Below are 24173 nucleotides of genomic sequence, written 5' to 3'. Positions count from 1 at the left end.
AGCGACTGCTCCCCCCGTGTGACGGGGCATCACCAGTACCGCCGGTGCAGGACGCGTTCGAAGGAACTGTCCCAGTCGATGGATTGCGCCTCCGTGTCGACGGGGACGAGCGCGAAGGTGTCGGCAAGCCAGGCGCGTACAGGCAGGATGGCGACATCGAGGAGGGCGGCGCCGGTCCGCCCCAACAGAAGAACATGCAGGTTCGTCCCGCCATGGCGTCGGCAGGGTGGCCAGATCCGGACGTCGCCCTCGCCGCTCGGACGCAGCAGGCCTGCCATCAGCAGTTCTCGGGAGAGCACCCAGGTGACGGCTCCACCGGCCGCGTTCGAGAAAATGACAGACACCGCGAAAGGGTTGGCGCGGTCGTAGTGGAAGCGGGCCTCCACCGGAAGTGTCTCCTGTTGCGACACGTGCAGCCACAGAGTGAGGTGCAAATCCGGGCAGTCAGGGTCCGACGGGCCGATGTTCATGCCGGGATGCTGTGGGCCGACCATGTTCTTCCTCCCTGTGGCGTTTTCCTCTGGGAGTCAGCCTCCACGGACGCGAGTTGTCGCGCGTCCGTCGATTGACTGCCCGTGTCCCGAGAATCGTTGCCGGGACCGGACCGCCCGGAGGATTCCATGTCATCTCGGGCCCGCGAGCGTTCGCCTCCGGCAGCGGTGACTCGGGAGAAGTCATGCGGCGGAGAGCCGGCATCCCCGCTCTCGGCTGGCGAGCCTTCACATCGGATTCTCTGGGGCGGCACCGGCAACGGCCCGGGTCCGGGTGTGCAGGCTCAGGCGGCTGCAGGACCGGTGGATCGCGTGCTTGCTGGTCCACTCGGAGCGGTCCAGCGCCAGGGCGATGTCCCTGGCGCTGAGCCCCCTCGGTCAGCAGCCACAGCACGTTTGCTTCGCGCGGATCCACGCTCTGGGGAGGTAAGCCCGGCCAGGTTCCGTGTGGCGTGCACTCAGGTCCGACTGCAGGGTCCGGATCACCAATTCAGGGAGATCGGTCTGCCCGTAGCAACGCCTCCGCCCGGGCCGTCTGGCCCTGGCCGAGTACGCGTAGCAGGGGCTCAGTCCGTAAGGCAGCCGCGGTGTCGTACGCGATCACCGGGTCGGAGGCGTTGACGACAACTGTCACGGGAGGTGTTCGTCGTACCCGTTTCATGGCCTCTCTCCTTCGCCCTCGTAGAACACCTCAGCTTCGAGCCAAAGGTATGAGTGGCCAGACAGGCCTGGTTGCGGTCAGCTGACTGCACCTGGGATGTCATGCCGGCCACCCGCCCAGGATTGGATTCGGCCCTGAGGCACGGCGCGACCGTCAGTCATTCGACAGAAGCCGGGGCCAGGTTCCGCAGATCAGGATGCCGGAGTACTGGATCCGCTCATCCGTCAGGGAGGACAACGTTATGACCCGCCCCCGCATCCTGATCGTCGGAGGTGGCTTCGCAGGCATTGCCTGCGCGCGCCGCCTGGAACGGGTTCTGGCACCCGGCGAAGCGGAGCTCGCCTTGGTGACGCCGCTCAGCTACGAGCTCTATCCACCGCTGCTGCCACAGGTGGCGGCGGGGGTGCTGACGCCGCAGTCGGTGGCCGTCTCGCTGCGCAGATCGCTGCACCGGACCCGGATCATCCCTGGTGCCGCGCTCGGTGTCGATCCCGAGGCCAAGGTGTGCGTGGTGCGGCTGATCACCGACCAGGAGGTGCACGAACGGTACGACCTCATTGTGCTGGCCAGCGGCAGCGTCACCCGTTCCTTCGACATCCCGGGCGTGCCCGAGCACGCCCACGGCATGAAGACCCTTGCAGAGGCAGTCGCCATGCGCGACCACGTCATCTCCCAACTCGACCTGGCGGATGCCAGCGAGGACCCGCGCGAGCGGGAAGCCCGGCTGCGCTTCGTCGTCGTGGGCGGCGGCTACGCCGGCACCGAGACGGCCGCGTATCTGCAGCGACTCACCCTTGCCACGGCGCGCCGTTACCCCAGGCTGCATCCGCAGATGATCGAGTGGCACCTCGTCGACATCGCTCCGCGGCTGATGCCAGAACTGGGCGACTACCTGGGCGACAAGGCGCTGGAGCTGCTGCGACGCCGCGGAATGAACGTTGCGCTCGGCGTCAGCGTCGCCTCGGCCGGTCCCGACAGTGTCGTACTCACCGACGGTCGGCGGATGTCCACACATACGCTGCTGTGGACCGCAGGCGTCGCTGCCAGCCCGCTGATTTCCTCCATGGAGGCGCAGACCGTGCGCGGACGGCTCGCGGTCACACCGGATCTGACCGTGCCGGGACTTGACGGCGTGTTCGCTCTCGGCGACGCCGCCGCCGTGCCCGACCTGGCCACCGGCGGTGACGCGATCTGCCCGCCCACCGCGCAGCACGCGCTGCGTCAGGGCAGGACCGCCGGCACCAACGTCGCCGCGCGGGTGCGCGGACAGCGACCGCACTCCTATCGGCACCGAGATCTGGGCCTGGTCGTGGACCTGGGCGGCTTCGGGTCGGTGTCCCGGCCGCTCGGTATACCACTCAGCGGGTTCCCGGCGCAGGTGGTGGCGCGTGGCTACCACCTGCTGGCGCTGCCCACCTTCGTGGCCAGGGCCCGGGTCGCCACCAACTGGGCCCTGCACGCGGTGGCGGGTGACGACTTCGTCCGCACCGGGTTCCTCGCCCGGCAGCCCGCCACCATTCGGGAAATGGAACACACCGGGGGCTATCTGACTCCGGATGAGGTCCGCGCCGTTACCACGCCGACCCAGCACAACCAGCAGGCTCCGGATCTGTCGGTTCACGCCCCGGAGTCGTGACCGCGCAGTCCGGAAGACAAGGAGTAAGCAGCATGATCCCCCGACACCGCCCGTTCGTTGATTACTGGGACTGGCAGCGCCACGCCCTGTGCCGAGGCATGGACAGCTCGGTCTTCTTCTCCCCAACACGCGAGCGCGGCCTTCGGCGCCGCGCCCGGGAGGAGAGGGCCCGGGCGATCTGCGCGCGCTGCCCCGTCAAGGAGGCCTGCGTCCGCACGGCCCTGCGCAGCGGGGAGGAGTACGGCCTCTGGGGCGGACTGACCGAAGAAGAGCGCGAGGTACTCCGGCCCCGCCGCAAGGCCCTACGGCCACAGCGAGCAGCCTGACGCCGTGGCGCAGCCGAAGCTCTCCGTGGTCCTCCGCCGCCACCTGGTGCCGGAGCGGCCGCGGGGGCAGTCGCCACTGAGCTCTCGAAGCCGGGACCTCGGAGCGGGGTCCAGGACACCACGGCTGACGTCTGCGGCCAACGGGAGCAGGCGGGAGTTCGTCCGCTTTGGGGCTGAGCTCAGGCACCGGTTCTCCCCGTGGCGAGAACCGGACCCCATTTCCTCACCGAATGGGTTGTGCGCCCGTACCCCGCCAAAGCGGGCCGGGCCAGGACGGCAGTGGGCCTGCTGAGCCCCACCGCGGTCCTGGCCCGGTCCGACCCCTTCAGGTCACCGCCGACGCTTCCTCAGAACACCAGTGGACGCGGCTTGTGCTGGATGCTGATCCAGTGGTGCGTGGTGAAGTCATCGGCGACCCACTTGCCGCCGAACCGGCCGATGCCGGAAGCCTTCTCGCCCCCGAAGGCCGCGTGGACGTCGTCGTGCACGGTGGTGTCGTTGATGTGCGTCATGCCGGCCTCCACCTGCTGGGCGAAACGTAGGCCGCGTTCCACGTCACGGGTGAAGACGCCGCTGGAGAGGCCGTACATGGTGTCATTGGCGATCCGCAGGGCGTCAGCCTCGTCATGGGCGCGGATGAGGGTGGCGACGGGGCCGAAGACCTCCTCGGCGGCCGTGGTCACGTAGTTGTCGCCGAGCAGTACGTGGGGCGGCAGAACGAGGCCGGTCGGGCCGGTCGGTTCGCCAGCGAGCAACACCTTGGCTCCGCCGGCCACGGATTCCACCACCTTCTCCTGGATGCCGTTCAACTGCCTGCGGCTGATGACGGGGCCGATCTGGGTGGATGCCTCCCGAGGGTCGCCGGTGCGCAGTGCGCGGGCGCGTTCGACGAACCGGTCCACGAACTCGTAGTAGACGGAAGCGTCGACGATGACGCGGTTGGTCGCCATGCAGATCTGGCCCTGGTGGTAGTAGCTGCCGAACACCGCGCATTCGACGGCCCGTTCGAGGTCGGCGTCGTTCAGCACCACCAGCGGTCCGTTGCCGCCCAGCTCCAACGCGAGCTTTTTCAGGCCCGCCTTGGGGGCGATGCCCCGGCCCACTGAGGTGGAGCCGGTGAAGGAGATCACCCGGGGGATCTCGTGCTGCACGAGATGATCGCCCACGTCCCGGCCCCGGCCGACGACGACGCTGAGCAGACCTGTGGGCAGTCCGGCTTCCTCGTACACCTTGGCGAGCAGCAGGCCGCCGGTGACCGGTGAGTCCTCGGCCGGCTTCAGCACGACGGCGTTACCCAGCGCGAGCGCGGGGGCCACGGAGCGATTGGACAGGTACATCGGGAAGTTCCACGGACTGATGACGGTGACCACCCCGGCGGGTTTGCGGTAGACGCGGTTCTCCTTGTCGGGGACATCCGTTCCGACCGTGTCCACGACCTCGGCGGTGTGGCCGGCCGCCGCGGCCGTGACCGCGGCGGTGATGGCGACCTCCACACCGGCACGGTCACGGGTGGCGCCGATCTCGCGAGTCAGCCAGTCGGCGAACTCGTCCGCCCGCTTCATGATGATGCCGGCGGCCCGTTCGAAGACCGCCGCGCGCCCCTCGGGGCCGGTCTGCGCCCACTCGCGCTGCGCCTCGCGCGCCGCGCGGTAGGCCAGGTCCACGTCCGTGCTCCCGGCCAGCGGGATCTCGGCGAGGACCTCGCCGCTGTAGGGGTTGCTGTCGGTGAGCACGGAGCCGGAGCTGCCGTGGCGCCACTCGCCGGCCAGCGGCATCCGGTCGAAACCTGTGTAGGGGGTAGGGGTGTCGGACATGTGATGTTTCCTCCTTGCGCGGTCGCACTGTGCGGGACCGGGCCCACGCCGACAACGGCGCTGCTTGATGGCAGGGCCGGCTCGAGGTTGACGCGCTGGTCCACAGGGTCGCCGCGGAAGTCATCAGCGAAGATCTCGTCGGCGAGCCCGGGACTCCCGGGGGAGCCCGCGGTCAGCTGACCGCGGGCGATAGACGGTTCAGCTCCTCCTCGGCGGACAGTTCTCGGCGGCGGACATCCGCTACAGACCTTGCTGGGAAAGCCAGTCGAGGCAGGTGTCGGCGACCGCGCGCCAGCCGCTGTCGATGGTGAGCGAGTGGCCGCGGTCCGGGAATTCGACGAGGTCGGTCACAGCCGTGGAGTGGCGGTACTGCCTGAGCGTGGATTTGGTGATGGCCTCCGGGACGGTGTGGTCCTGGCCGCCCATGATCAGCAGCAGTGGCCCGCGGTCGTTGTTGTCGGTGTCGACCTTCGCGGCTGAGTGCGGGGAGAAGTTGGCAGCGGCCGCCTCGAAGAGGGGCTTACCCGGTGCGGGGATGGTCCAGCGTTCGTACAGCTCGTCGGACTCCTCGGCGCTGACCGCGTTGCCAAAGGCGAACCGGAACTGCTCGGCGGTCAGTGAGACCGCCCGGTGCTTGTTGGCCGGATTGCCGAACACAGGGAAGGTCGCGCGCAGCGCCGACAGTGGCAGCGGGAGCACGCCCTTGATCTGTGCCGCGTCGATGGCGATCGCGGCGGCGCCGAGGTTCTGGCCGAGCAGCTTCTCGGCGATCATGCCTCCGAAGGAGTGGCCGATCACGATGGGCGGCTGCGGCAGTTCGGCGATGATGCCCGCGTAGTGTTCCACCACGTCATCGATGCCCCGGTCGGCGATGCTCTTCGCATCGGCGCGGGCCTCCTCGACGGATCGGGCCACGCCGGGCCAGCCGGGCGCGATCGGGCGGTAGCCCGCCACCTCGAACAGCTCCTGCCAGGGCGCCCAGGAGGAGGTGTGCAGCCAGAGGCCGTGGATGAAGACGACGGGTACGGCATTGGCGGGCATGGCAGGGGGTCCCTTCGTCGGGCGGATTCCATGGGATGTCGCTATGCCCGCATGCTTTCGGGCGGGTCACGTTGCTCGCTTGAGTCATCTGACTGCCCGTGGTCCGACTGCCGTCGGCCCGTCCCGATTTCCCCGAGTGACCAGGGAGAACCGCCTCTCCGCTGCACCGGGGACGGCAGGGAACGCAGTCTTCCCAACAGGTTGTTTCAGTCATCCCGCCCCTGGGGCGGAGGGGTCGGCCGAGTGGGACGGACCTTGAGGCGTCGCTCCACCAGAAGCTTCTGCCGGTACAACGTCACCACGCCTACGGGAGGGTAGAGCCGGTACGCGAGCTCGTGTCCAGAAGTCCGCGGGCGACGAGTGCGCCGATCTGCCGTTCCCTGCCCTCTACGCGGCGCTGTTCGACCGGTGCGGGCCAGGTGGGCGGCGCTCCGGCCGCCCTCATTTCCAGTCTGGCCTCGTAGGGGGCCGAGCCGATCCGGTCGAACGTGGATCTGTGCCGCGTTCAGCAGCACCAGGGCCCGCTCTGATCGGCTGTGGGAGGAGAGTTGGTTCAGCCTCCCTGCCTCCCGACAGACCCGCTTCGGTCATCCGACCGCGACCGAGGCCCAACTGTCGGGCCCGACCGGCTTCAGCTCGGCGACAACCTGCCCAGGGCAGGGAACCGCCAGTGGTGCTGTCGGGCTCGTCAGCCTCACCTCGGCACTCGAGGTACTGGCGTCCTGCGCATGAGTGCTTCGCGCGTCGCCTCCGTCAGACCACCCCATATTCCGTACCGTTCGGAATGACTGATGGCGTACCGGCGGCATGGATTCCGCACTGGGCATCGACAGCACATCTCGAGCGCGCGTTCAACGGCCGGCCGGTCGTTGGGAAGCGGGAAGAAGTTGTCGACGTCGGAACCCCGGCAATGCGCCCTCTTCCACCAGCCCATCACTGAACTGGCTGGAGAGCCGCTGGTTTCCCCAGCCCGCGTCTCTGCCGCATCGGAATGGTTCATGGCATGACTCCTTCGGGGCCGGCGGCCGGCGGCCGCATCGGTCGATCGACGCCCACGCTAGGCATCCGGCCGGTGAAACCGCTTGCGTGATGTGACTGAATTCCCGACGGGCGGACGGGCCTTTCCGGTTGGCCTCGGCGCCTAACGACTTGGGTCCGGTTCTGCGGCTGCGCGTCTGAATTCGCTTGGTGACAACCCGTATTCCGCCCGGAACCGGCGGCTGAAGTGGGTGGGATCGCGGAATCCCCACTGCCTGGCGATCACGGTGACGGATCGTTGGTGGCCGCCCGGCCGGGCCAGTTCCTCCTGTGCGCCATGGAGCCGTTGGCCAATGATCCACTGTTCGAGACTGAAATCGGCCTGGGAACAGATCTTGTACAGGTAACGCACGGAGATGTTGTGCGCGGCAGCGATGGTGTGGGGTCCCAGTTCCGGATTGGCGAGGTGGCACCGTACGTAGGCGCGTATCCGTGTGAGCAGGGTTTCAGCGAGCACCGGGCGGGAGTGCAGCTCATCCTGCGCGGCGGAGGCCAGCAGCGCCATGGCCAGTTCCGTGCTCGTGGCGCCCAGGGTCGCTGCAGCCGGGTGCTCGCTGAGCCGCGCGGCGTCCTGCGTGAGATGGCTGATGTGTTCGGTGACCAGGCGGTACAGGGGACTGCTCGGCAGTTGCCGGGCGGCACGTCGGACGACGTCCACCGGAAGGCCGAGGTCATCGATGGGGACCTGGATGCAGCTCACCGCTCCCTGCCCCGACCAGGCGTAGTCGTAGGGCGCGGACAGATCCATCACCAGCATGTCGCCGGGCGGGACGACACGCTCGCATGCCAACTGTTCCTGACGGGCGTCGGCGAGCCTCTGGACGGAGAGCGCCACCACAGGTGCGGCGTCCTGTCTGGCCTGCTTGGGCGTACGGAGCAACCGCAGGCCGGACGACCAGGTGGAGAAGATTTTCACGTTGCCGAGCTGCCACAGCTCCATACGGGTGCTGATTTCGAGGCCGCGCTTCTCATGGATCACATGGCAGGGAACCGCCGCGTGCGTCATGGCCACGCTGACAGCTTCCAACCGGTCACGAGGCGATATGTCTGCTGTGTCAAGAATGATTCCCAACGGTCCTCCAGAAGCCACCACGGCCACCACAGCCGCGGACACCCCGTACCGTCCGGTGTCTGCGGCCCGGCCGGGACGGGCCGGTGATCTTCTCGGGTCGGAGCGGAGGTCCCGGTGTGTGCAGCCTCAGGCAAGGCCTGTGCGTACACAGCCAGATCATACGGACGCCGGGCTCTTAATGTCTTCGTGAGAGCCCGACGGGGGCTCCCGAACCACGCATCACAGGGGCGCCGTCGTGTTCGCCTGCGGGCCTGGAACCCATGGCCGGCAGCCGGGACGACCCGGCTCACCTGTTGGACGGTAAGGACTGCCGCGCGAGCATGGCAGACGGGATCCAGGGGCTCCGCGGCCATGGGGGAAGCCGGCGAAGACGCCGACGGCGCTCCGCGCCGGGACCGCCGAGCGACTGCCCAGCAAGAGAGGCGGCGTGATGATGGCGATGGAAGTCTTCGGGCGTCATACAGAGTTGAGAGCACTGTCCGACGTCATCGACCAGGCCGAGGAACGAGGCGGGGCGATCGTCGTCCGCGGCGAGGCCGGCATCGGCAAGTCGACCCTGCTGGACGCCGTGGCCGACCACGCCCGCCGCGCCGGGCACCACGTCCTGCGGGCCACAGGGACGGAGGCGGAGGCACGGATGCCGTTCGCCGGCCTCCACCAGCTGCTCAGTCCTCTCCTCGACGATGCGGAGAAGCTGCCCGCGTTGCAGCGGCGGGTGCTGTCGTCGGCGTTCGGTGCCGAGGACGCGCCGTCCCCCGAGCCCTTCCTCATCGCGCTGGCCGCGCTGAATCTGCTGACGGAGACGTCGGCCCGCCGGCCGCTGGCCATACTGGTCGACGACGTCCAGTGGCTGGACCGGCCGAGCCATGAGGCACTGGCTTTCTTGGCCCGGCGGATCGGCAGCGACCCGATCGTCATCGTCGCGGGGATACGTGACGGGCACACCGGACCGCTCGTCGCCGCGCGGCTTCCCGAGTTGCTCCTGGGCGGCCTGGACGATCAAACCTCCCTCGAGATCCTCAAGGTCACCGCGGCAGATCTGAGCGCGGCCGATCGGATGAGCATCCTGCGGCAGGCGAACGGAAACCCGCTCGCGCTCGTCGAACTCCCCGCAGGATGGCGCTTGGCGCGCAATCCCGTTGTCGAGTCCCTTCCCACCTACGTGCCGCTCAGCGCCCGGCTGGAGAAAGCTTTCGGCGGACGGATCATGGAGCTGCCCTCCCCGACCCGTGACGCCCTGCTCATCGCCTCCGTCGCCGACGAGAACGCGGTGTCGGAAATCCTCGCTGCGGCCTCGGTGCTGTCGGGACACGCGGTGACCGTTGATGTACTCGACGCCGCCGCGGCGGCGGGGCTGATCCGCTTCGACGAGGTGAATCTCTTCTTCCGGCACCCACTTGTCCGCTCCGGTGTTCTCCAGACGGAGTCGGTACGACGTCGCCTGGACGCCAACGCCGCGCTCGCCGAGGTGCTTGTCGATCAGCCGTACCGCCGCACCTGGCACCGCGCCCAGGCGATCGTGGGTCCGGACGACGAGGTGGCCGACGAACTGGAGGCCCATCACGTCGTGAGCATCCGGCGCGGCTCGGTGGCCGCCGCGATCTCGGCACTCGAGCGGTCGGCGCAGTTGACCAGTGATTCCGGAACGCGTGGACGTCGCCTCCTGCTCGCGGCGGAGCACGCGTTCGGTCTCGGCCGTGCCGACATGGTCGATCAACTGCTGGCCCTGGCCGGAGCCAATGCCCTGTCCGAACTGGACCGGGCGCGGATGGAGTTGTTTGGCGAGATCTTCCACGACGGGGTGCCCGGCGACGCCACGAGGGTGTTCGAGCTGTGCGACACCGCGCAGCGCTCCGCACAGGCCGGCGACAAGGACCTGGCGCTCAATCTGCTGCTGGGGGCAGCCTTGCGCTGCTGGTGGGCCGACACCGGTCCAGTCGCACGTGCCCAGGTCGTGGCCGTCGCTGAACGGCTGGAGGATGTCGAGGACGATCCGCGGTACGTCGCGACGCTCGGTCTCGCGGAGACCGTCCTGCGGTCGGTTCGTGTCACCGAGCTGCTCTCGCGGGTCGCCGTGGACTCCGTCACGGACCCCGCCGCGATGAGGCTGCTGGGCATGGCTGCCATGGCCATCGGCTCACCGGTGGCCAGCCTGGAGTTCCTCGACCGGGCGGAGGCGAAGCTGCGCGAACAAGGCCGCCTCGGTCTCCTTTCCCATGTGCTCAACATGGGTCAGGTGAGCCGCGTCGAACTGGGGGATTGGGAACGGGCTGAGGCAGCCGCCGCCGAGGGCGGCCGCCTCGCGCACGAGACGGGCCAACTGATCTGGAACAGCGGGACGCTGGCGTACCGGGCGGTCACTGCCGCACTGCGCGGCGACAACGCAACAGCACAGCAACTCGCCGATGAGGCTGAAGAGACCGCCAGGGCCCGAGGGCTGAACTGCGTGCTGTCGGTCGTGCAGCGCGCCCGCGGCACCGGCTGGTTGGCCGCGGGGGAGTACGTCCGGGCCTACGAGGGTCTGCGGCGTATGTTTGACACTCAGGACCCGTGCCACCACAGCACCGCTTCCTTCCATGGCGTAATGGATTTCGCCGAGGCGGCCGTGCGCGCCGACCGCGTTCACGAGGCACGCTCGGTGATCGCCGAGTTGGAGGAGCTGACCTCCAGAACTGCGTCGACGACGCTGCGCGTGCAGCTTTCCTACGCCAGGGCGGTTCTCGCGCCGGACGATCAGGCCGAGGCCCTGTTCGTTGCGGCGCTCAGCCAGGGGCTGACCGATTGGCCATGGCCACAGGCCCGCCTTCAACTCGCCTACGGATGCTGGCTGCGAAGGCACCGGCGGGTGGCGGAATCGCGTGTGCCGCTGCGGTCGGCGCTGATGAGGTTCGATCTGATCGGTGCACAGTCATGGGCCGGTCAGGCACGGGCAGAGCTGCGTGCGGCCGGAGAGCGGACCTCCGTGGAAGAGCCCTCGGCGCTCAATCTGCTCTCGACACAGGAACTGCAGATCGCGCGCCTGGCCGCCGAGGGACTGTCCAACCGGGAGATCGGCAGAAGGCTCTATCTCTCCCCCAGGACGATCGGGTCGCACCTGTACCGGATCTTTCCGAAACTCGCCATCACCTCCAGGGTCCAGCTCGCGGACCGGTTGGAAGCGGTGTGAGCCGGCCCGACCCCGGCCCCTGACCGATTGCGAAGGATCCGGCAGTGCCACGGCCGCAATGAGCCGAGATGGGTTCGACGCCGTACCAGCGAGACGCGGCGGTCGTTGCCCGACCGTTCTCGGACGCGCTGAGCCCGCGCCGCTGTGCGCGACGCGGCGGGCCGTGTAGGTGACCGTGTTGTCGGGTCTCGCCACTGAGTGTGTCACTGTCGCAGTCGTTCGACTGATGCGTGTACGCGCGTGATGTCCGAATCTGATGTGACACGAGAGCCGGATGACCTGCGGACTTCAGGAGGAACGCATCATGGGCAGCCGCCGACCCCGCGACGAGGATCGGTCCTCATCGTTTCGACGCCAACCGGATCTGTATCTGACCCTGCGGCAGCGTGGTTCCCCGCCGTCGACGCTGCCCGTCCGCGCCCGTTTCCGCTACGACCCGGCATTCGCGTTCGCGGTCTCCGTCGACTTCGCCACGATGGCCTGCACCACGACCTGGGTCTTCTCCCGGGACCTGCTTGCCGAGGGTCTGCTGCGTCCGAGCGGTGAGGGAGACATTTGGTTCGAGCCGCCGTGTCCGTACCACCGGCGGGAGACGTTGCACATCGGTCTGAAGGGTCGGGACGGCGGAGTGCTGCTCGAGACTGACGTCGCTCCGGTTCATGACTGGCTGGCGGGCACTTCCGCCGTGGTCCCCGCCGGAACCGAGGGCCGATCGATCGACTGGGACGCCTCCTTCGAACACCTGCACGCGAAGCGGGAGCCGTGGCGAGACGCGCCGTCTGCCGCAGGTCCAGCCCCCGGTGCGCAATCCACCGCGGTCCGACAGGATCACGAATGACAACCACCCCGAGTAGTGACTTCACAGAGAGGTTGATGACGTGACCGCGCAGCAGCAGGGACAGAACCACGCCGACCGCCGGATCTTCCTCAAACGAGCGGCCATGGTCGCATCCGTTCCAGCCGCGTCGCTGGTCGGGACGATCCTTCCTGGAACGGTTTGCCCGACTACGGGCCGGTGCCCGCGGCCTCGGTCGGTCCCGCGCTCAACGCGGACGGCTATTTCGTCGGCCGCGTCGAAGGCAACCTCTCCTCGGTGACCGACGGCTATTACCAGGCGATGTTCCTCGCCACCCGGGAAGGCGTCGTGCTGGTGGACGCGCCGCCGACCATCGGCCGCAACCTCCTACGCGCCATCGACGACGTCACTCGCGTCACCGGCACCCCCGGCCAGGTGACCCACCTGATCTACTCCCACTCGCACGCCGACCACATCGGGGCCGCCTCGCTGTGGGGCAAGAACGTCGAGCGCATCGGCCACACCGAGACCCGTCGCCTGCTGCGGCGCGCTGGTGACCCCAATCGGCCCGCTCCCACGACCACTTTCGACGACCGGATGGTCCTGCATGTCGGAGAGGAGCGGCTGGAGCTGGCCCATCACGGACCGAACCACGCTCCCGACAACATCTTCGTCTACGCCCTACGCCAGAAGACGCTCATGCTCGTCGACGTGATCTATCCGGGCTGGGCGCCTTTCAAGAACCTTGCGGTCTCCCAGGACATACCGGGCTGGATCCGTGCCCACTACATTGCGATGAGTTACCCATGGCGGACGCTGGTCGGCGGTCACCTCGGCCATCTCGGCCGCCGCGCCGACGGCGAGACCCAGCAGTAGTACGTCATGGACCTGCAGGCCAGCGCCCGCGACACCATCGCCACCCTGGACCCCACACCGTTCTTCGCCAGTACGGGCCTACCGGCAACTCGTGGGCGATCTTCAAGACCTACCTGCAGGCCGCGGCGGAGCAGGCGGCGGCGCCGGTGACGGCACAGGCGTCCTGGCCGCCGCGGACGTCTTCACGGTCGACAACGCCTTCGCGCTGGTGGAGTCTCTTCGGATCGACGCCGGGCTGCTCGGCCCCTTCGCAATCCACCCCTGACAGTCCCGCGCCCCCGAACGGCACGGCCAGTTCGGGAGTCTTCATCTCTGCAACGGAACGACCTTCGGTGAATGAACCGGCATGTCAGAACTCGGCCCCAGGACGGGCAAGGTGCAAGCCCGGATCGAGCGGCTCAGACCGTGTCTTCGATACCCCGCACATGCTGCCCGCGTCCCGCCACTCCCTGGGGGACATCCCGTACACAGCTCGGAACACCCGGCTGAAGTGGGCGGCGCTGGTGAAACCCCATCGGCGTGCCAGGGCGGCCACGGTGTGGCCGGCCGCTTCCGGATGGGCAAGTTCACGCCGGCACTCCTCCACCCTGCGGCGCTGAATCCACCGGCCCACGGTGACGTCAGTCTGCTCGAAGAGCTTGTGCAGGTAGCGCTCCGAGATGTGGTGGGTTCGGGCTATGGCCTTCGGGGTCAGGTCCGGATCGGCGAGGTGTCGGCCGATGTACGCCTGGATCCGCACGAGCAATGCCCGGTCGGCACCGGGTGTCTCGCCCGTCCGTCGGCCCAGGCGTTCATCGGCCAGGGCCGTGAGAAGGTCCACGGCGTTACGGGCCAGCAGTTCACCGATATGGGACGGGTACGTTTGCGCCGTGTCCACGAGCCTGGAAAGAAAGGGTGACAGCAGCGCGCCCAGGGCTGTGTCGGGGCGGATGGGTATCGCCGTGAGCCGTTGCAGGTCGGACTCCTCCAGCCCCAGGAGTCGCCGCGGGAGGACGAGGGATTTCGTCTGTTGGGGCTCGGGGAAGTCCATTCGGTGGGGGCGTGTCATGTCGTACAGGACGATCTCGCCCGGATGCAGGTAGACCTCGCGGGCGCCCTGCTCGAGTCGGGCGACGCCCCTGCCCTGGAGTCGTACGATCACGTCCTCGCTGTTGCCCTGGGAAATCAGGCGCGAGTTGCGTACGCAGTACAGACCATCGCATTCCACTGTGGCGACCCGCAGACTCCCCAGCTGGGAAGTACGGATGGTGCCCGAGTACACATTGTCGGGGAGGACGATGTCGACGGCGGAGAAAGTCCGGGACAGGGCTTCGCGCCAGTACGCGGGCCTCTGGCCGACTGGCACCGAATCCGTGGTGTATTGGCTGCCCGGGCCGTGCCCGTCTTCCGGCAGCAATGAACCAGGCGCCATGATCTCCGCCTTTCGGCCAGTTCCTCGGGCAAGTGTGCCAGCAGCAGTATTCCAGAGGTAGTCGGCGATGCGCCTGGCGAGTTCGGCCGTTCGGCGTCGGCGGCCGCCGCCGACGCCGAACGGCCAACGGGTCAACGCCAGTAGCCGTTGGCTGCCGCGATCGTGGCGAACTCCAGTGCTACGACCTGGGCAGCTGCGATCAGCCCGTCGGGGCCACCGGCGTACCCGGGCCGTCCGGCCTTGAGTACGTCAAGGTCGGGCTGGATGGTGTGCACGGTGTTGCGGGCTATCGCGATGGCCAGAGCCCGGCCGTCTTCGGGGGTGCTGGTGACGAGGGTGCCGCCGGGAACCAGGATCAGGGCTTCGTCGGGAACTCGGTTCATGGTGTCGGCCTCCGGTCTCGGGTGCGTGTGTGTTCAGGCCTTGGCGAGGAAGTTCAGCAGCAGCCGCGTCATCTCCTGTGGCTGCTCCTCGAAGATCCAGTGGCCGGAGTCGGCGACCACGCCACCCTGGATATTCCGGGCATACTTCCGGACCTGGTCGGGAACGTTCGTTCCGAGACTGCTCTCGGCTCCCAGGGCCAGCACCGGCATCTCCAGCGGCTTCTTGGCGTACGTCTTGTTGTCGGCGACGTCCTGGTTGAGCGCCCGGAACCACTCGAAGCTCGCCCGCAGGTGGGCGCTGTCACTCAGCCGTAGGGCGTACTCCCGCACGGCGGCGGGCTCGGTGGCACGGTCCTTGTGAACGGCGAGCATGGCCACGAACCGGTCGATCCACGTCTGCTCGCGCCCCTTGACCATCGCTTCGGGAAGGCCGTTGGTGACGTTGAAGAATCCGAAGTTCCAGAAGCCGGGCCCTGCGGGGGTGAGTGCGGGGAAGTTGTAGACGCTCTGGTCCGGTATCGGTGCCTCGGTGAGTACCAACTTGGCGACCTGGTTACGGTGCTGGGCGGCGTAGGAGTAGGCCACCATGGTGCCGATGTCGTGGCCCACCAGGTTGATGTGCCGGGTAAGACCGAGTCGGACCAGCAGTGCGTGCAGGTCCTCGGCCATCGTCTTCTTGTCGTAGCCGTCGCGAGGCGCGCTGGATCTGCCGGCGCCGCGCAGGTCGGGTGCGATGACGGTGTAGTGCTTGGCGAGGGCGGGCATGACCGCTTTCCACTCGTACCACGTCTCCGGATAGCCGTGCAGGAGGACGAGGGTGGGTCCATGACCGCCGCGGACGTAGTCCACGTTGATGCCGTTGACGTGGGCGATGTGTTCGGCAAATCCGGCCGGCGGCCGCGCCCCTGCCGTCTCCGGGGAGGCGGCTGCGGTGGAGGTTGTGATGAGGGAGGTCGTCGCTGCGATGAGCGCTGTGGCCATCAGCATGGTGAGGGCGATACGCCACGGGCGTATGAAGTTTTTCATGTAGTGACCGTAGAAAACACCGGGCGGAATTCTCTTGAGTCAACTGACTGCGTCACCGCGCATAGGCGAAAACGCGCTCAGCGTGCAGCGAGGCAGGACGGGGCAGCCGTTCGAGCCGTGGTGTGGCCGCCGTTTGGACGGCGGCCACACCACGGCTGAGCGGCTACGAGCACCCGCGAAGCGGTCAGTCGCCATTGCCCCCGTCGACATAGACAACGACATTGCCACGTCGGTGCTCCGTGCGGAGTGCCTCGTAGGCGATACGCGTCTCAGGCAGCGGGACAATTCGGTCCATCGCGTCCGTGAGCCGTCCGTCGTCGATCATTCCGGTGACGGCCCGCAGGTCGCCACGGTGCGGACCGACGACGAAGAACACCCGCGTGCCCTGTGGGCGGCGGCCACGTCGGCACGGCGAGGCTGGTCACGCCGTCGCCCACTTCGGCCACGACTCCGAGATCTTCCGCCCGTGCGACCGGCGTTCGGCATGCACGTGCGGGGCGCGGTAGGCGCCGTGGTGTTCGGCGTGGACAGCGCGGATCTCCCCGACCGCCCGATTGTCGGCCGCCTGGCGCTCGGCGGCGAGCCTTGGCAGTTGCCTGGTGCCGGTAGAAGCCGGAGCGGGACACCCCGAGGACCCGGCACAGCCGCTGGACGCCGAAGCCGGAGTAGTTGTCAGAGAGGAAGTCTCAGCGGCGGGTCTTCACTTCACCTCCCGAGCGACATACGCAGCCGCCCGGCGCAGGATCTCACGCTTCAGCTGCCACTCCTTCTCCGCCTTGAGTAGCTGGGCGTTCTCCGCCCGCAGCCGAGCCGGCTCCTCAGCGGGACCCCGGCCGGCCCCGTCCACGCGGTGCTCGGACGTGTGCTGGGCGGTGTCCTTGCGGACCCGCGTGCGCAGCGTCTCCTGGTGATCCCGAGCTCCGCGGCCACCGCCGCGTACGTGCGCCTGCCACCGCCGGCTCGGTACAACGCGACGGCGTCCCTTCCGGGATTTCCCGGGATCGGAGACTGACGTCCTACCTGGACATCCATTCCTGGACCTTCGAGACCCATTGTCAGGGTGTCCACTCCAAAGGATCAGCCTCAGTCAAGACCAACCAGTCCGTCTGTTCGCCCGGCTGCGGTCTCTGCCCCGGACCAAGGTCGCCGCGCCGGCACTATCAGCGCGGCACCGGCCACGGGCGCCGGGAGACCCGTGCGGTGCGCGCGCTGACCGTCACCGACCTGGGCCGCCAACAGGCGTCACCCCAGCGGATCAGCGAGCTCGCCCGCTCCCCCTTGACTGCTGATCCCCGCGGGCGCGGGGCTCAACCCGCCGCCCAGGTAGGAAGGAATGAGGTGCTGCTGCCTTTTCGATCACTGAAGTCTGCCCCGTCAGCCCCCTGGCGAGGCTGACAACTGCCCGCTCTCACGGATAACTTTGCACCTGCTGGCGCCCGTCAGGAGCACGTCGGTATCGGCCCGATCGCCATGGAGCGAGCTTCCGCCCCCCAGTGGCCCGGCGCGACGACTCCTACCGCAAGGTGATGGATTGGTCTTCCCCCAACGGCCACGTCCGCGACCCGTCCGATGAGCTGTCACGAGGAATCAATGACATCAGACATACCAGAGGCGGCATTCTGGATCCCGGCTGTCGCCGCGGTCGTGTCCCTGTTCCTGCTGGCGCGCCGGCACCGGGGGGCTGCCGCGCTGAAAGCGCGGTGTTCCGCCCTCGAAGCCGGACTGCTCGCCCGAGACGAGGAGATGGGGCACCTGACCGCGGTACGACTTCCCGCGATTTTGGAGTTGTCCGACCGCTCCGAGTCGGTGCCCGGTCTCCTGCACCCGCAGCTCACCGCCACACCGTTCGCGCGGAGCGTCGAGCAGGTGGCGGACATGGTTGTTCGGTCCGAAGAATCGACGCAAAGGCGTGCCACCCAGGCAGCGACGGCGGCGCTGAAGGCGTCGATGCGCGTGCTCCAGGGTCTTGCCAACGAGCAGCAACTGGCGATCTCGGAAATGCAGGAGACCCACGACGATCCGCAGGTGCTCCATGATCTGCTGGGAATCGACCACATGAACGCGCAGTTCAGTCGTCGAGCGCAGGCCATCTCGGTCCTCTGCGGCTCATGGCCGGGGCGGCAACGAGCCGCCGCGCCGCTCGTTGACGTGGTGCGCGGCGCGACGTCCCGGATCCGTGACTATCGACGCGTTCAGGTCTACGAGCAGGTGGACAGCGCAGTCGTCAGCCGCGCTGTGGAGCCCGCTGTACTGGTCGTTGCGGAACTGCTGGACAACGCCGCACGGCATTCCCAACCCAACACCATGGTCCAGGTGAGCCTCCAACCGGCGCACAACGGCGTCTCGATGGTGATCGACGACGCCGGAGTGGGATTGCGCCGACGGGAGATCGAGAGGGCGCAGGCCCTTCTTTCCGGGCAGCAGGAGGTGGACGTCAGCAGACTTGGCGACCCGCCACAGTTCGGTTTCGCGGTGATCGGTCTGCTCGCGGCCCGCTACGGATTCAGTGTCTCCGTGGATACCCAGTCCCCCTACGGAGGAGTACGCGCGGTCGTGTTCCTGCCGAGTGCACTACTAACCCCCCTGGGCGCCCAGACCGAGACCCGAACGGACGCATCAGCAGACGTATCGCGGACGGCGGAGCAGGACTTCGCTGAGACGCAACCGGTTCTCCACACGGAATCGGCCCTCCACCTGCCGAAGCGCCGCCGTCGCCAGCCGGTTGCCGCGCCCTCCTCCACAGCCGCCCAGCCGGAGCAGGGCTCGGCGGAAGTCCGTTCCGCAAATGACGCCGCTGCCCTCCTGGGGGCCTTCTCCCGTGGCACCCGATCCGGCCGCGGATTCACCCCGGACGCCGAAGGAACACGTGACGCATGAACAAGATCATGAACGACAAGCTGGGCTGGATGCTCGACGACGCTCTGGAGGTACCCGAAGCGCGTCATGCCATTCTGCTCTCTGCGGACGGGATGTTGCGCGCGCATTCCAAGGGCATCAGCCGGGACGAGGCGGACAGGCAGGCCGCGGCGCTGTCAGGTCTGCAGTCGATCAGCCGCAGCACCGCCGAGTTCTGTGGGCAATCCGAGACACCGTGGCGGCAGACCCTGATCGAGTTCGTCGACGGTTTCGTCTTCCTCGTTGCGGCCGGCCCCGGGGCGTATCTGGCGGTTTCCACCTCCGACAAGGTAGACATGGAGGCGGTCACCTTCCGCATGCACAAACTTGTCGACCGCCTCGGCAAGGAGTTGACCACGCCCCCCCGGCGCATGGACAGCCTTGCATGACCCCGCTGAGGCGTGAGAGACAAGGCCTGGTACGGCCGTACGTGGTCACCGAGGGCCGAGCCCATCCGACGCGCAACACCCTCGATCTGGTGACGCTGGTCATTGCCACCGACAAGAACGTGAGTGCGCTGAGTCCGGAGAAGCGCCGCCTCGTGCAGTTGTGCCGTGCAGGTGCGCTCTCGGTCGCAGAGATCGCCGCGTTCCTGAGTCTGCCGGTCAGCGTCACCAAGGTGCTCATCGGAGACCTGGTGGATAGCAGCCATATCCTGACTCGTTCCCCCATTCCCTCGGCTTGGCTCCCCGAGGCCGAGATACTGCAGGAGGTGCTCAATGGTCTCCGCGCTCGTCTCTGACCATGGTCATCTGCCGGACACGGTGCGGATCTCGGTGAAGCTTCTGGTGGTCGGGCACTTCGCGGTCGGCAAGACTACTTTCGTCCACACCCTTTCCGAGATCAGACCGTTGAGAACTGAGGAGGTCATGACCCAGGCCGGCGCCCTGATCGACGACCTCACGGGAGTTCAGGGGAAGACCACCACCACGGTGGCCATGGACTTCGGCCGCCTGACGCTCAGCGACCGCCTGGTGATGTACCTGTTCGGGGCACCCGGACAGCAGCGTTTTATCCACCTGTGGAACGACATGTCACGTGGAGCATTGGGGGCGCTGGTGCTCGCCGACACGCGCCGCCTCGAGCAGTCCTTCGACGTCATGGGAAGGCTGGAGGAGCAGGGACTGCCCTACGCCGTGGCGGTGAACACCTTCGACAACGCCCCGAGGTATCCCGAACCCGAGCTTCGCGATGCTCTTGACCTGCTCCCTGAGACACCGCTCGTCAGTTGTGACGCCCGTGATCCGAAGTCCTCCACCCAAGCTCTGATCACACTCGTCGAATACCTCCAGACCCGTATCCCCCAGGAGCGCGCATGACTTCCGACCCTGCCGTCGGCGCGGTACCCCCACCGGGTTGTCCAGCACACTCGGGCGCCGGCGTCAGTTCCCGGACCCCGCTGTACAAACCGGAGTTCGCCGCCGACCCCGTCGGCACCTATGCCGCACTGCGCCGGTTCGGACCGGTGGTACCGGTCGAGCTCGCCCCCGGTGTGGAGGCCTCGATGGTGATCGGTTACGAAACCGCACTCAGAGTGCTGCGCGACCCCGGGACCTTCAGCAAGGACCCCCGCCGGTGGCGTGCACTGGCCGAGGGGACCATCGGGCCGGACAGCCCGGTCATGCCGATGATGGAGTACCGGCCCAGTTGCATGTTCACCGAGGGGGAGGAACACCGCAGACGGCGTGCCGTGGTGGACGACAGCCTGAAGCGGGTCGATCCCCTCGCACTGCGTACGTACGTCGAGACCACAGCCGACACGCTCATCGACAGCTTCCAGGAGGCTGGTGAAGCGGACCTGCTCAGCAACTACGCGGCGGTGCTGCCGCTACTTGTACTGACCCGGATGATCGGCTGCCCCGCCGCCTACGGTGAGCGGCTGTTCGTGGCGATGCGCGCGATCTTCGAGGCAGGGGCCGATGCCAAGTGCGCGCACGGAGAGGCGTTGCAGTGCCTCAATGAACTGATCGCTTTCAAGCGGGCGACCCCTGGGCCCGACGTGATCTCCTGGATGATGGCCCATCCGGTGGCACTCACCGACGAGGAGATGGTCCATGAGCTGTCCGTACTCTTCGGGGCGGGCACCGAGCCCGAGCAGAACCTGATAGCAAACGTGCTTCGGCTGCTGCTCTCCGACGACCGGTTCGCCGGCAGCCTGTCCGGTGGCAGTCTGCCGATCGAGGACGCTCTCGACGAGGTTCTGTGGAAGGACCCGCCGATGGCCAACTACTGCGTGCACTACCCGGTACACGATGTCGTCTTGGAGGGGACCCGGCTGCGCCAGGGTGATCCCGTGATCATCAGTCTGGCCGCCGCCAACAACGATCCCGCGCAGGCGTCCAACCATCGTGTCGGGAATCGCGCACACCTTGCCTGGAGTGCGGGTCCACACGCGTGTCCGGCGCAAGGTTCGGCCCGGCTCATCGCCACGGTCGCCATCGAGAAGCTCCTGGACAGGCTGCCCGATGTGGAACTCGTCGTACCCGTCGCAGAGCTGAAATGGCGGCCGGGCCCCTTCCACCGCGCGCTGACCGCGCTCCCGGTGCGCTTCGAACCGGTGAAGGACTCGGCTTGGGCGGACAGGCTCCCCGATGAGGCCCCGCGGAGCGCGCCCAGTCCTGCTTCCACGCCGGTCATGCAGCCGTCGGCGACCCACGTTGCCCCAGACGTTGCCGCGCCTCATCCGATCGTGCCCGACCACGGTGGCTGGAGCGCGAGGCGCATCTGGGAGCGTCTGATAGGCCGTCAGCAGGGGCGGTGATTCGACCGTCGGGGCTTCAGCGGCCAGTGGAAGTGCCGCCCTGAGGGGCAGATTTCGGTCCTCGTGTGCACTGGGTAACGACGCATGCCAGTCGGCCGACAGACAGCGTGTCCACAGCGGGGGTAACGCCGCGCGAACAGGCCGGCGTGGACTGTACGCGCGACGGTGAGGAGCGGTTGCCTTGGCCGACCGACGATGGCGTCCCGCCGGGTGCAACACCGTTGCCTTTGGCGGGAGATGCTGATGTCAAGGGACCCATCCATCTGGGATCACTTCGGTGTGGAGGGTGTACTTCTGGGCCTTCCGGGGGTGCCGTGTCCGGTTGAACGGGTACTTGCTGTACCTCTTCAGCATCCGTGACTTCACCCGCCACCGCCGTTGCTCTGGGACCAGGTTCGCCAAGACAACATGGCCGATAGCGCCGACCAGCGTCACCGGCTCGGTGATGGTGATGCCGTTCCCGGCGACGATCTGGTCGGCGGCAGCCTGCAGCAGGATCGTGAAGCTCACCTGCCGAGGAGACAGTTCGGGGTGTGCGGTGGTGAGGTCGCCGGCCATCCGGACCAAGGCCTGGTAGACGGTCAGCAGGGCATAGATCTCCTGCTCGAGGCCGGGGACCGTCCGGGACCGCAGGATGCGCCCGTCGAGGATGGTGGTCTTCAGCGAGAAGTAGCAGGTCTCCGCCTGCCACCGCCGGTGATAAAGCTCGATCAGCTCCATGGCGGGATGGCGCTCGGCGTCCAGGAGCGTGGTGAGCAGACGCCACAGCTCGGTGCGCCGGGTCCCGTCGGCGAGCGTGACGGTCACCCATGCCTCGATCACCCTCACCTCCAGGCGCTGCCCGTAGCCACGGCCTGCCCGGTAGTTGTTGGACTGGATGAAGGTCCGGTAGGAGCCGTCCGGCAGAGGATGCCGGATGGTCGGGCGGCGCTTGCGGGTGGACCGGAGCAGGAAGGCCGCGCCGGTGTCGGAGACAGCGGTCAGGAAGCCGACGGCGTCGTAGTAGGCGTCGGCGAGCAGGAGCATCGAACCGTCCAGGCTGCCCAGCAGGCGGTGGGCGTATGAGATCTCCCCGGTGCGGTCCGGGCCGAAAACCGCGTCGATCAGGGCACGGGTGCCGCATTCGACCAGGGCCACCAGGCGCACGATCGGGTAGCCGAACTCGCGCACAGGACCGATGTGCTTGGGATAGCGCCAGGTCACAGCGGGCTCGTCGGGGGCGTTCAGCGTGGTGCCGTCGATGGCGACCACGCGCCGCCCGCGGTAGAAGGCGCAGGTCTGGGCAGGGGTGGCCACCGGCCCGGCCAGAACGGTGAACAGGGCACGCAAGGGTGCGACGCCCAGTCGGCGGCGGGCCCGCGACAGAGACGACGCGCACGGATGAGCCACGACGGTATCGCCCAGGCCCACGGTGAGCTTGCCCCAGACGCCCTGATAGGAGGACCGTTCGAAGAAGGCCAGGGCAAGGACGAAGTACCCACGACCCGCGCCGGGAGCAGACGCAGCCGTTGTTCCCTCGCGGCGGTTTCCTCGATGACCGCATCCACGAGGACGGGATCGATGATCTGGGTCAGCTCACCGACATGGCCGGGTGCGTATACGTCCGGGCCTGTCGGTATCGACGAGACGCTGGCAGACTTCGGTAACAACGGGACCTCCGGGTTGCTCGCCCTGGCTCGACACCAAGGGACTTACCCGAGGTCCCGTCCTGATGTTCGCCCCCTTGACGACCCGCCCGCCGGTCTAACGCAGCGGTGTTGCCGCCACGTGTTGTACGGGATCAAGACACCGGAATTTGCAGGCCAGGGGCGCCGACCATGCCCGATCGGATGTCCAACTTGCCTTGCCGGGACACTTCGTGGGCTGCAGTCTCCGCAGAGATCGCCACGGATCTCGAACCGGAACGCGTAGCGCTTGATCCCCTACACCACGTCGCGGGACACGACCATTCGTGATGGTGTCCCGCCGAGTGATGTAGTCACTGGCCGAGCTGATTCGGTTCCTGCTGTGGAGGAAGCTGGTGGTCGTCCTCGGCCGGTTTGGCGGTGAGGAGTTCGGCCATGGAGGCTTCGGAGAGGTAGCGGTGGTCGAAGAGGAGCCGGGGATCTGGGCGATAGCGTCGGTGAGCACGCGGATGTGGTCGGTCACCGTGTTTGCTCCGGCGTTGCCGGGACGCAGCATCATGGCCAGGGACTCGCTTGTGTTCGCGCACCACGCGGCCAGCGGATGAAACCCGAAGGTCTTTTTGAACGTGACTGCTGCCCCGGCCTTCTTGGACGCCGCCGTGATGATGGTGGCGTCGATGTCGATGACGATCCAGCCGGTCAGCCGCTTGCCCGCCACCGCCAGCCACGGGAAGCCGCCGGGCCGCAAATGCAGCAGACTCCACACCTGCCGACGCACCCGCGCCCGCACCTTCGCGATCTTCACCAGGGTGGCCGCGTCGAGCGCGGCCAGCGTGCGGCGGGCGGTGGAGTCCGAGGCCGTCGGCCCGAACGGCGGCCCGTCATGCAACTGGAGCTGCTCGGTCTCCGATAAGTTCGCCGCCCCCCAGCACGATCGCGATGGCCAGGTGCACCAGCACCCCGGCGCGGTCCCGCCAGCCGGCCACTGTGCTGGACGGCAAAACCCTTGCCAGCGCCCCCGTCAGCCCCGTGCGGTCCGCGCACCGGCGCAGCAGCACCGTTCCGGCATGCCCGACCAGCCTCTTCCCATCGGCCACCACGGACAGCCGACCGTCCCACCCTGTACGCTCACTCGCCGGAAAGGTGCCTTGCTCT

General features: G+C 67.8%; 19 protein-coding genes and 4 pseudogenes. 11 read left to right on the top strand and 12 right to left on the bottom strand.

Going from position 1 to position 24173, the window contains the following annotated elements:
• Nucleotides 1–29 precede the first annotated feature (29 nt).
• Complete coding sequence (locus tag OG798_RS55555) at nucleotides 30–494, bottom strand: SsgA family sporulation/cell division regulator (protein WP_328760430.1); 465 nt, start codon at nucleotides 492–494, stop codon at nucleotides 30–32.
• Nucleotides 495–1393: 899 nt separating this feature from the next.
• Here OG798_RS55555 and OG798_RS55550 point away from each other — a divergent pair.
• A complete protein-coding gene (locus tag OG798_RS55550; RefSeq protein WP_328760429.1) occupies nucleotides 1394–2788 on the top strand; it encodes an NAD(P)/FAD-dependent oxidoreductase in 1395 nt (464 codons plus the stop codon).
• Nucleotides 2789–2820: 32 nt separating this feature from the next.
• A complete protein-coding gene (locus OG798_RS55545) occupies nucleotides 2821–3114 on the top strand; it encodes a WhiB family transcriptional regulator (RefSeq protein WP_328760428.1) in 294 nt (97 codons plus the stop codon).
• A gap of 347 nt (nucleotides 3115–3461) precedes the next feature.
• Here the strand turns inward: OG798_RS55545 and OG798_RS55540 are convergent, their stop codons facing one another.
• The 4 genes from OG798_RS55540 to OG798_RS55530 all read right to left on the bottom strand — a co-directional run bounded on the left by OG798_RS55540 (nucleotide 3462) and on the right by OG798_RS55530 (nucleotide 8109).
• Entirely contained in the window at nucleotides 3462–4928 is a 1467-nt protein-coding gene (locus OG798_RS55540) for an aldehyde dehydrogenase family protein (protein ID WP_328760427.1), read from the bottom strand.
• A gap of 240 nt (nucleotides 4929–5168) precedes the next feature.
• On the bottom strand, nucleotides 5169–5969 hold the full coding sequence (locus OG798_RS55535) for an alpha/beta hydrolase (RefSeq protein WP_328760426.1): 801 nt from the start codon (nucleotides 5967–5969) through the stop codon (nucleotides 5169–5171).
• Between the two features lie 694 nt (nucleotides 5970–6663).
• Complete coding sequence (locus tag OG798_RS57075) at nucleotides 6664–6903, bottom strand: WhiB family transcriptional regulator (RefSeq protein ID WP_443054276.1); 240 nt, start codon at nucleotides 6901–6903, stop codon at nucleotides 6664–6666.
• A gap of 207 nt (nucleotides 6904–7110) precedes the next feature.
• Nucleotides 7111–8109, bottom strand: coding sequence for a helix-turn-helix domain-containing protein (locus OG798_RS55530; protein ID WP_328760425.1), 999 nt, complete (start codon nucleotides 8107–8109; stop codon nucleotides 7111–7113).
• Nucleotides 8110–8509: 400 nt separating this feature from the next.
• Between OG798_RS55530 and OG798_RS55525 the strand changes: the two genes are divergently transcribed.
• The 4 genes from OG798_RS55525 (at nucleotide 8510) to OG798_RS55510 (ending at nucleotide 13182) form a co-directional block, all read left to right on the top strand.
• Entirely contained in the window at nucleotides 8510–11245 is a 2736-nt protein-coding gene (locus tag OG798_RS55525) for an ATP-binding protein (protein ID WP_328760424.1), read from the top strand.
• A gap of 304 nt (nucleotides 11246–11549) precedes the next feature.
• A complete protein-coding gene (locus tag OG798_RS55520; RefSeq protein ID WP_328760421.1) occupies nucleotides 11550–12083 on the top strand; it encodes an SsgA family sporulation/cell division regulator in 534 nt (177 codons plus the stop codon).
• Between the two features lie 159 nt (nucleotides 12084–12242).
• The gene (locus OG798_RS55515) at nucleotides 12243–12917 is read left to right on the top strand and encodes an MBL fold metallo-hydrolase (RefSeq protein ID WP_328760420.1); all 675 of its coding nucleotides are present in this window, start codon (nucleotides 12243–12245) and stop codon (nucleotides 12915–12917) included.
• Nucleotides 12918–13008: 91 nt separating this feature from the next.
• Nucleotides 13009–13182 carry a hypothetical protein gene (locus tag OG798_RS55510; protein ID WP_328760417.1) on the top strand — a complete coding sequence of 58 codons (174 nt, stop codon included), beginning with the start codon at nucleotides 13009–13011 and terminating at the stop codon, nucleotides 13180–13182.
• Between the two features lie 84 nt (nucleotides 13183–13266).
• On the opposite strand, the gene OG798_RS55505 is transcribed toward OG798_RS55510, so the two are convergent.
• The 4 genes and pseudogenes from OG798_RS55505 to OG798_RS55490 form a co-directional block, all read right to left on the bottom strand.
• Entirely contained in the window at nucleotides 13267–14262 is a 996-nt protein-coding gene (locus OG798_RS55505) for a helix-turn-helix domain-containing protein (protein ID WP_328760415.1), read from the bottom strand.
• 197 nt (nucleotides 14263–14459) lie between these two features.
• Nucleotides 14460–14711: a hexameric tyrosine-coordinated heme protein gene (locus OG798_RS55500; protein ID WP_328760414.1), complete on the bottom strand. Its 252-nt coding sequence runs from the start codon at nucleotides 14709–14711 to the stop codon at nucleotides 14460–14462.
• A gap of 33 nt (nucleotides 14712–14744) precedes the next feature.
• Nucleotides 14745–15737 carry an alpha/beta fold hydrolase gene (locus tag OG798_RS55495; protein WP_328760413.1) on the bottom strand — a complete coding sequence of 331 codons (993 nt, stop codon included), beginning with the start codon at nucleotides 15735–15737 and terminating at the stop codon, nucleotides 14745–14747.
• 184 nt (nucleotides 15738–15921) lie between these two features.
• A pseudogene (locus OG798_RS55490) lies at nucleotides 15922–16128 on the bottom strand (zinc-binding dehydrogenase); the annotation flags it as partial.
• Nucleotides 16129–17327: 1199 nt separating this feature from the next.
• Here OG798_RS55490 and OG798_RS55480 point away from each other — a divergent pair.
• The 5 genes from OG798_RS55480 to OG798_RS55460 are packed head-to-tail and all read left to right on the top strand — an operon-like array spanning nucleotide 17328 to nucleotide 21393.
• Entirely contained in the window at nucleotides 17328–18614 is a 1287-nt protein-coding gene (locus OG798_RS55480) for an ATP-binding protein (protein ID WP_328760412.1), read from the top strand.
• Nucleotides 18611–19021 carry a roadblock/LC7 domain-containing protein gene (locus OG798_RS55475; protein WP_328760410.1) on the top strand — a complete coding sequence of 137 codons (411 nt, stop codon included), beginning with the start codon at nucleotides 18611–18613 and terminating at the stop codon, nucleotides 19019–19021. Before OG798_RS55480 ends, OG798_RS55475 begins: the two co-directional genes overlap by 4 nt.
• Nucleotides 19018–19374, top strand: a complete 357-nt coding sequence (locus tag OG798_RS55470) for a DUF742 domain-containing protein (protein WP_328760409.1) — start codon at nucleotides 19018–19020, stop codon at nucleotides 19372–19374. The genes OG798_RS55475 and OG798_RS55470 overlap by 4 nt, the downstream gene beginning before the upstream one ends.
• A complete protein-coding gene (locus OG798_RS55465) occupies nucleotides 19352–19951 on the top strand; it encodes a GTP-binding protein (protein WP_328760407.1) in 600 nt (199 codons plus the stop codon). Before OG798_RS55470 ends, OG798_RS55465 begins: the two co-directional genes overlap by 23 nt.
• Nucleotides 19948–21393, top strand: a complete 1446-nt coding sequence (locus tag OG798_RS55460) for a cytochrome P450 (protein WP_328760406.1) — start codon at nucleotides 19948–19950, stop codon at nucleotides 21391–21393. Before OG798_RS55465 ends, OG798_RS55460 begins: the two co-directional genes overlap by 4 nt.
• Nucleotides 21394–21639: 246 nt before the next feature.
• Here OG798_RS55460 and OG798_RS55455 read toward each other — a convergent pair.
• The 3 pseudogenes from OG798_RS55455 to OG798_RS57065 form a co-directional block, all read right to left on the bottom strand.
• Nucleotides 21640–22857, bottom strand: a pseudogene (locus tag OG798_RS55455) (IS4 family transposase); the annotation flags it as partial.
• Between the two features lie 26 nt (nucleotides 22858–22883).
• Nucleotides 22884–23042 (bottom strand): annotated as a pseudogene (locus OG798_RS57070) (transposase domain-containing protein); the annotation flags it as partial.
• A gap of 517 nt (nucleotides 23043–23559) precedes the next feature.
• A pseudogene (locus tag OG798_RS57065) lies at nucleotides 23560–23907 on the bottom strand (transposase); the annotation flags it as partial.
• Nucleotides 23908–24173: the final 266 nt, after the last annotated feature.

It is taken from the genome of Streptomyces sp. NBC_00271 (genome assembly GCF_036178845.1).
In the GTDB taxonomy this organism is placed as follows: Bacteria; Actinomycetota; Actinomycetes; order Streptomycetales; family Streptomycetaceae; genus Streptomyces.
This window is presented reverse-complemented; position numbering and strand designations above follow the sequence as displayed.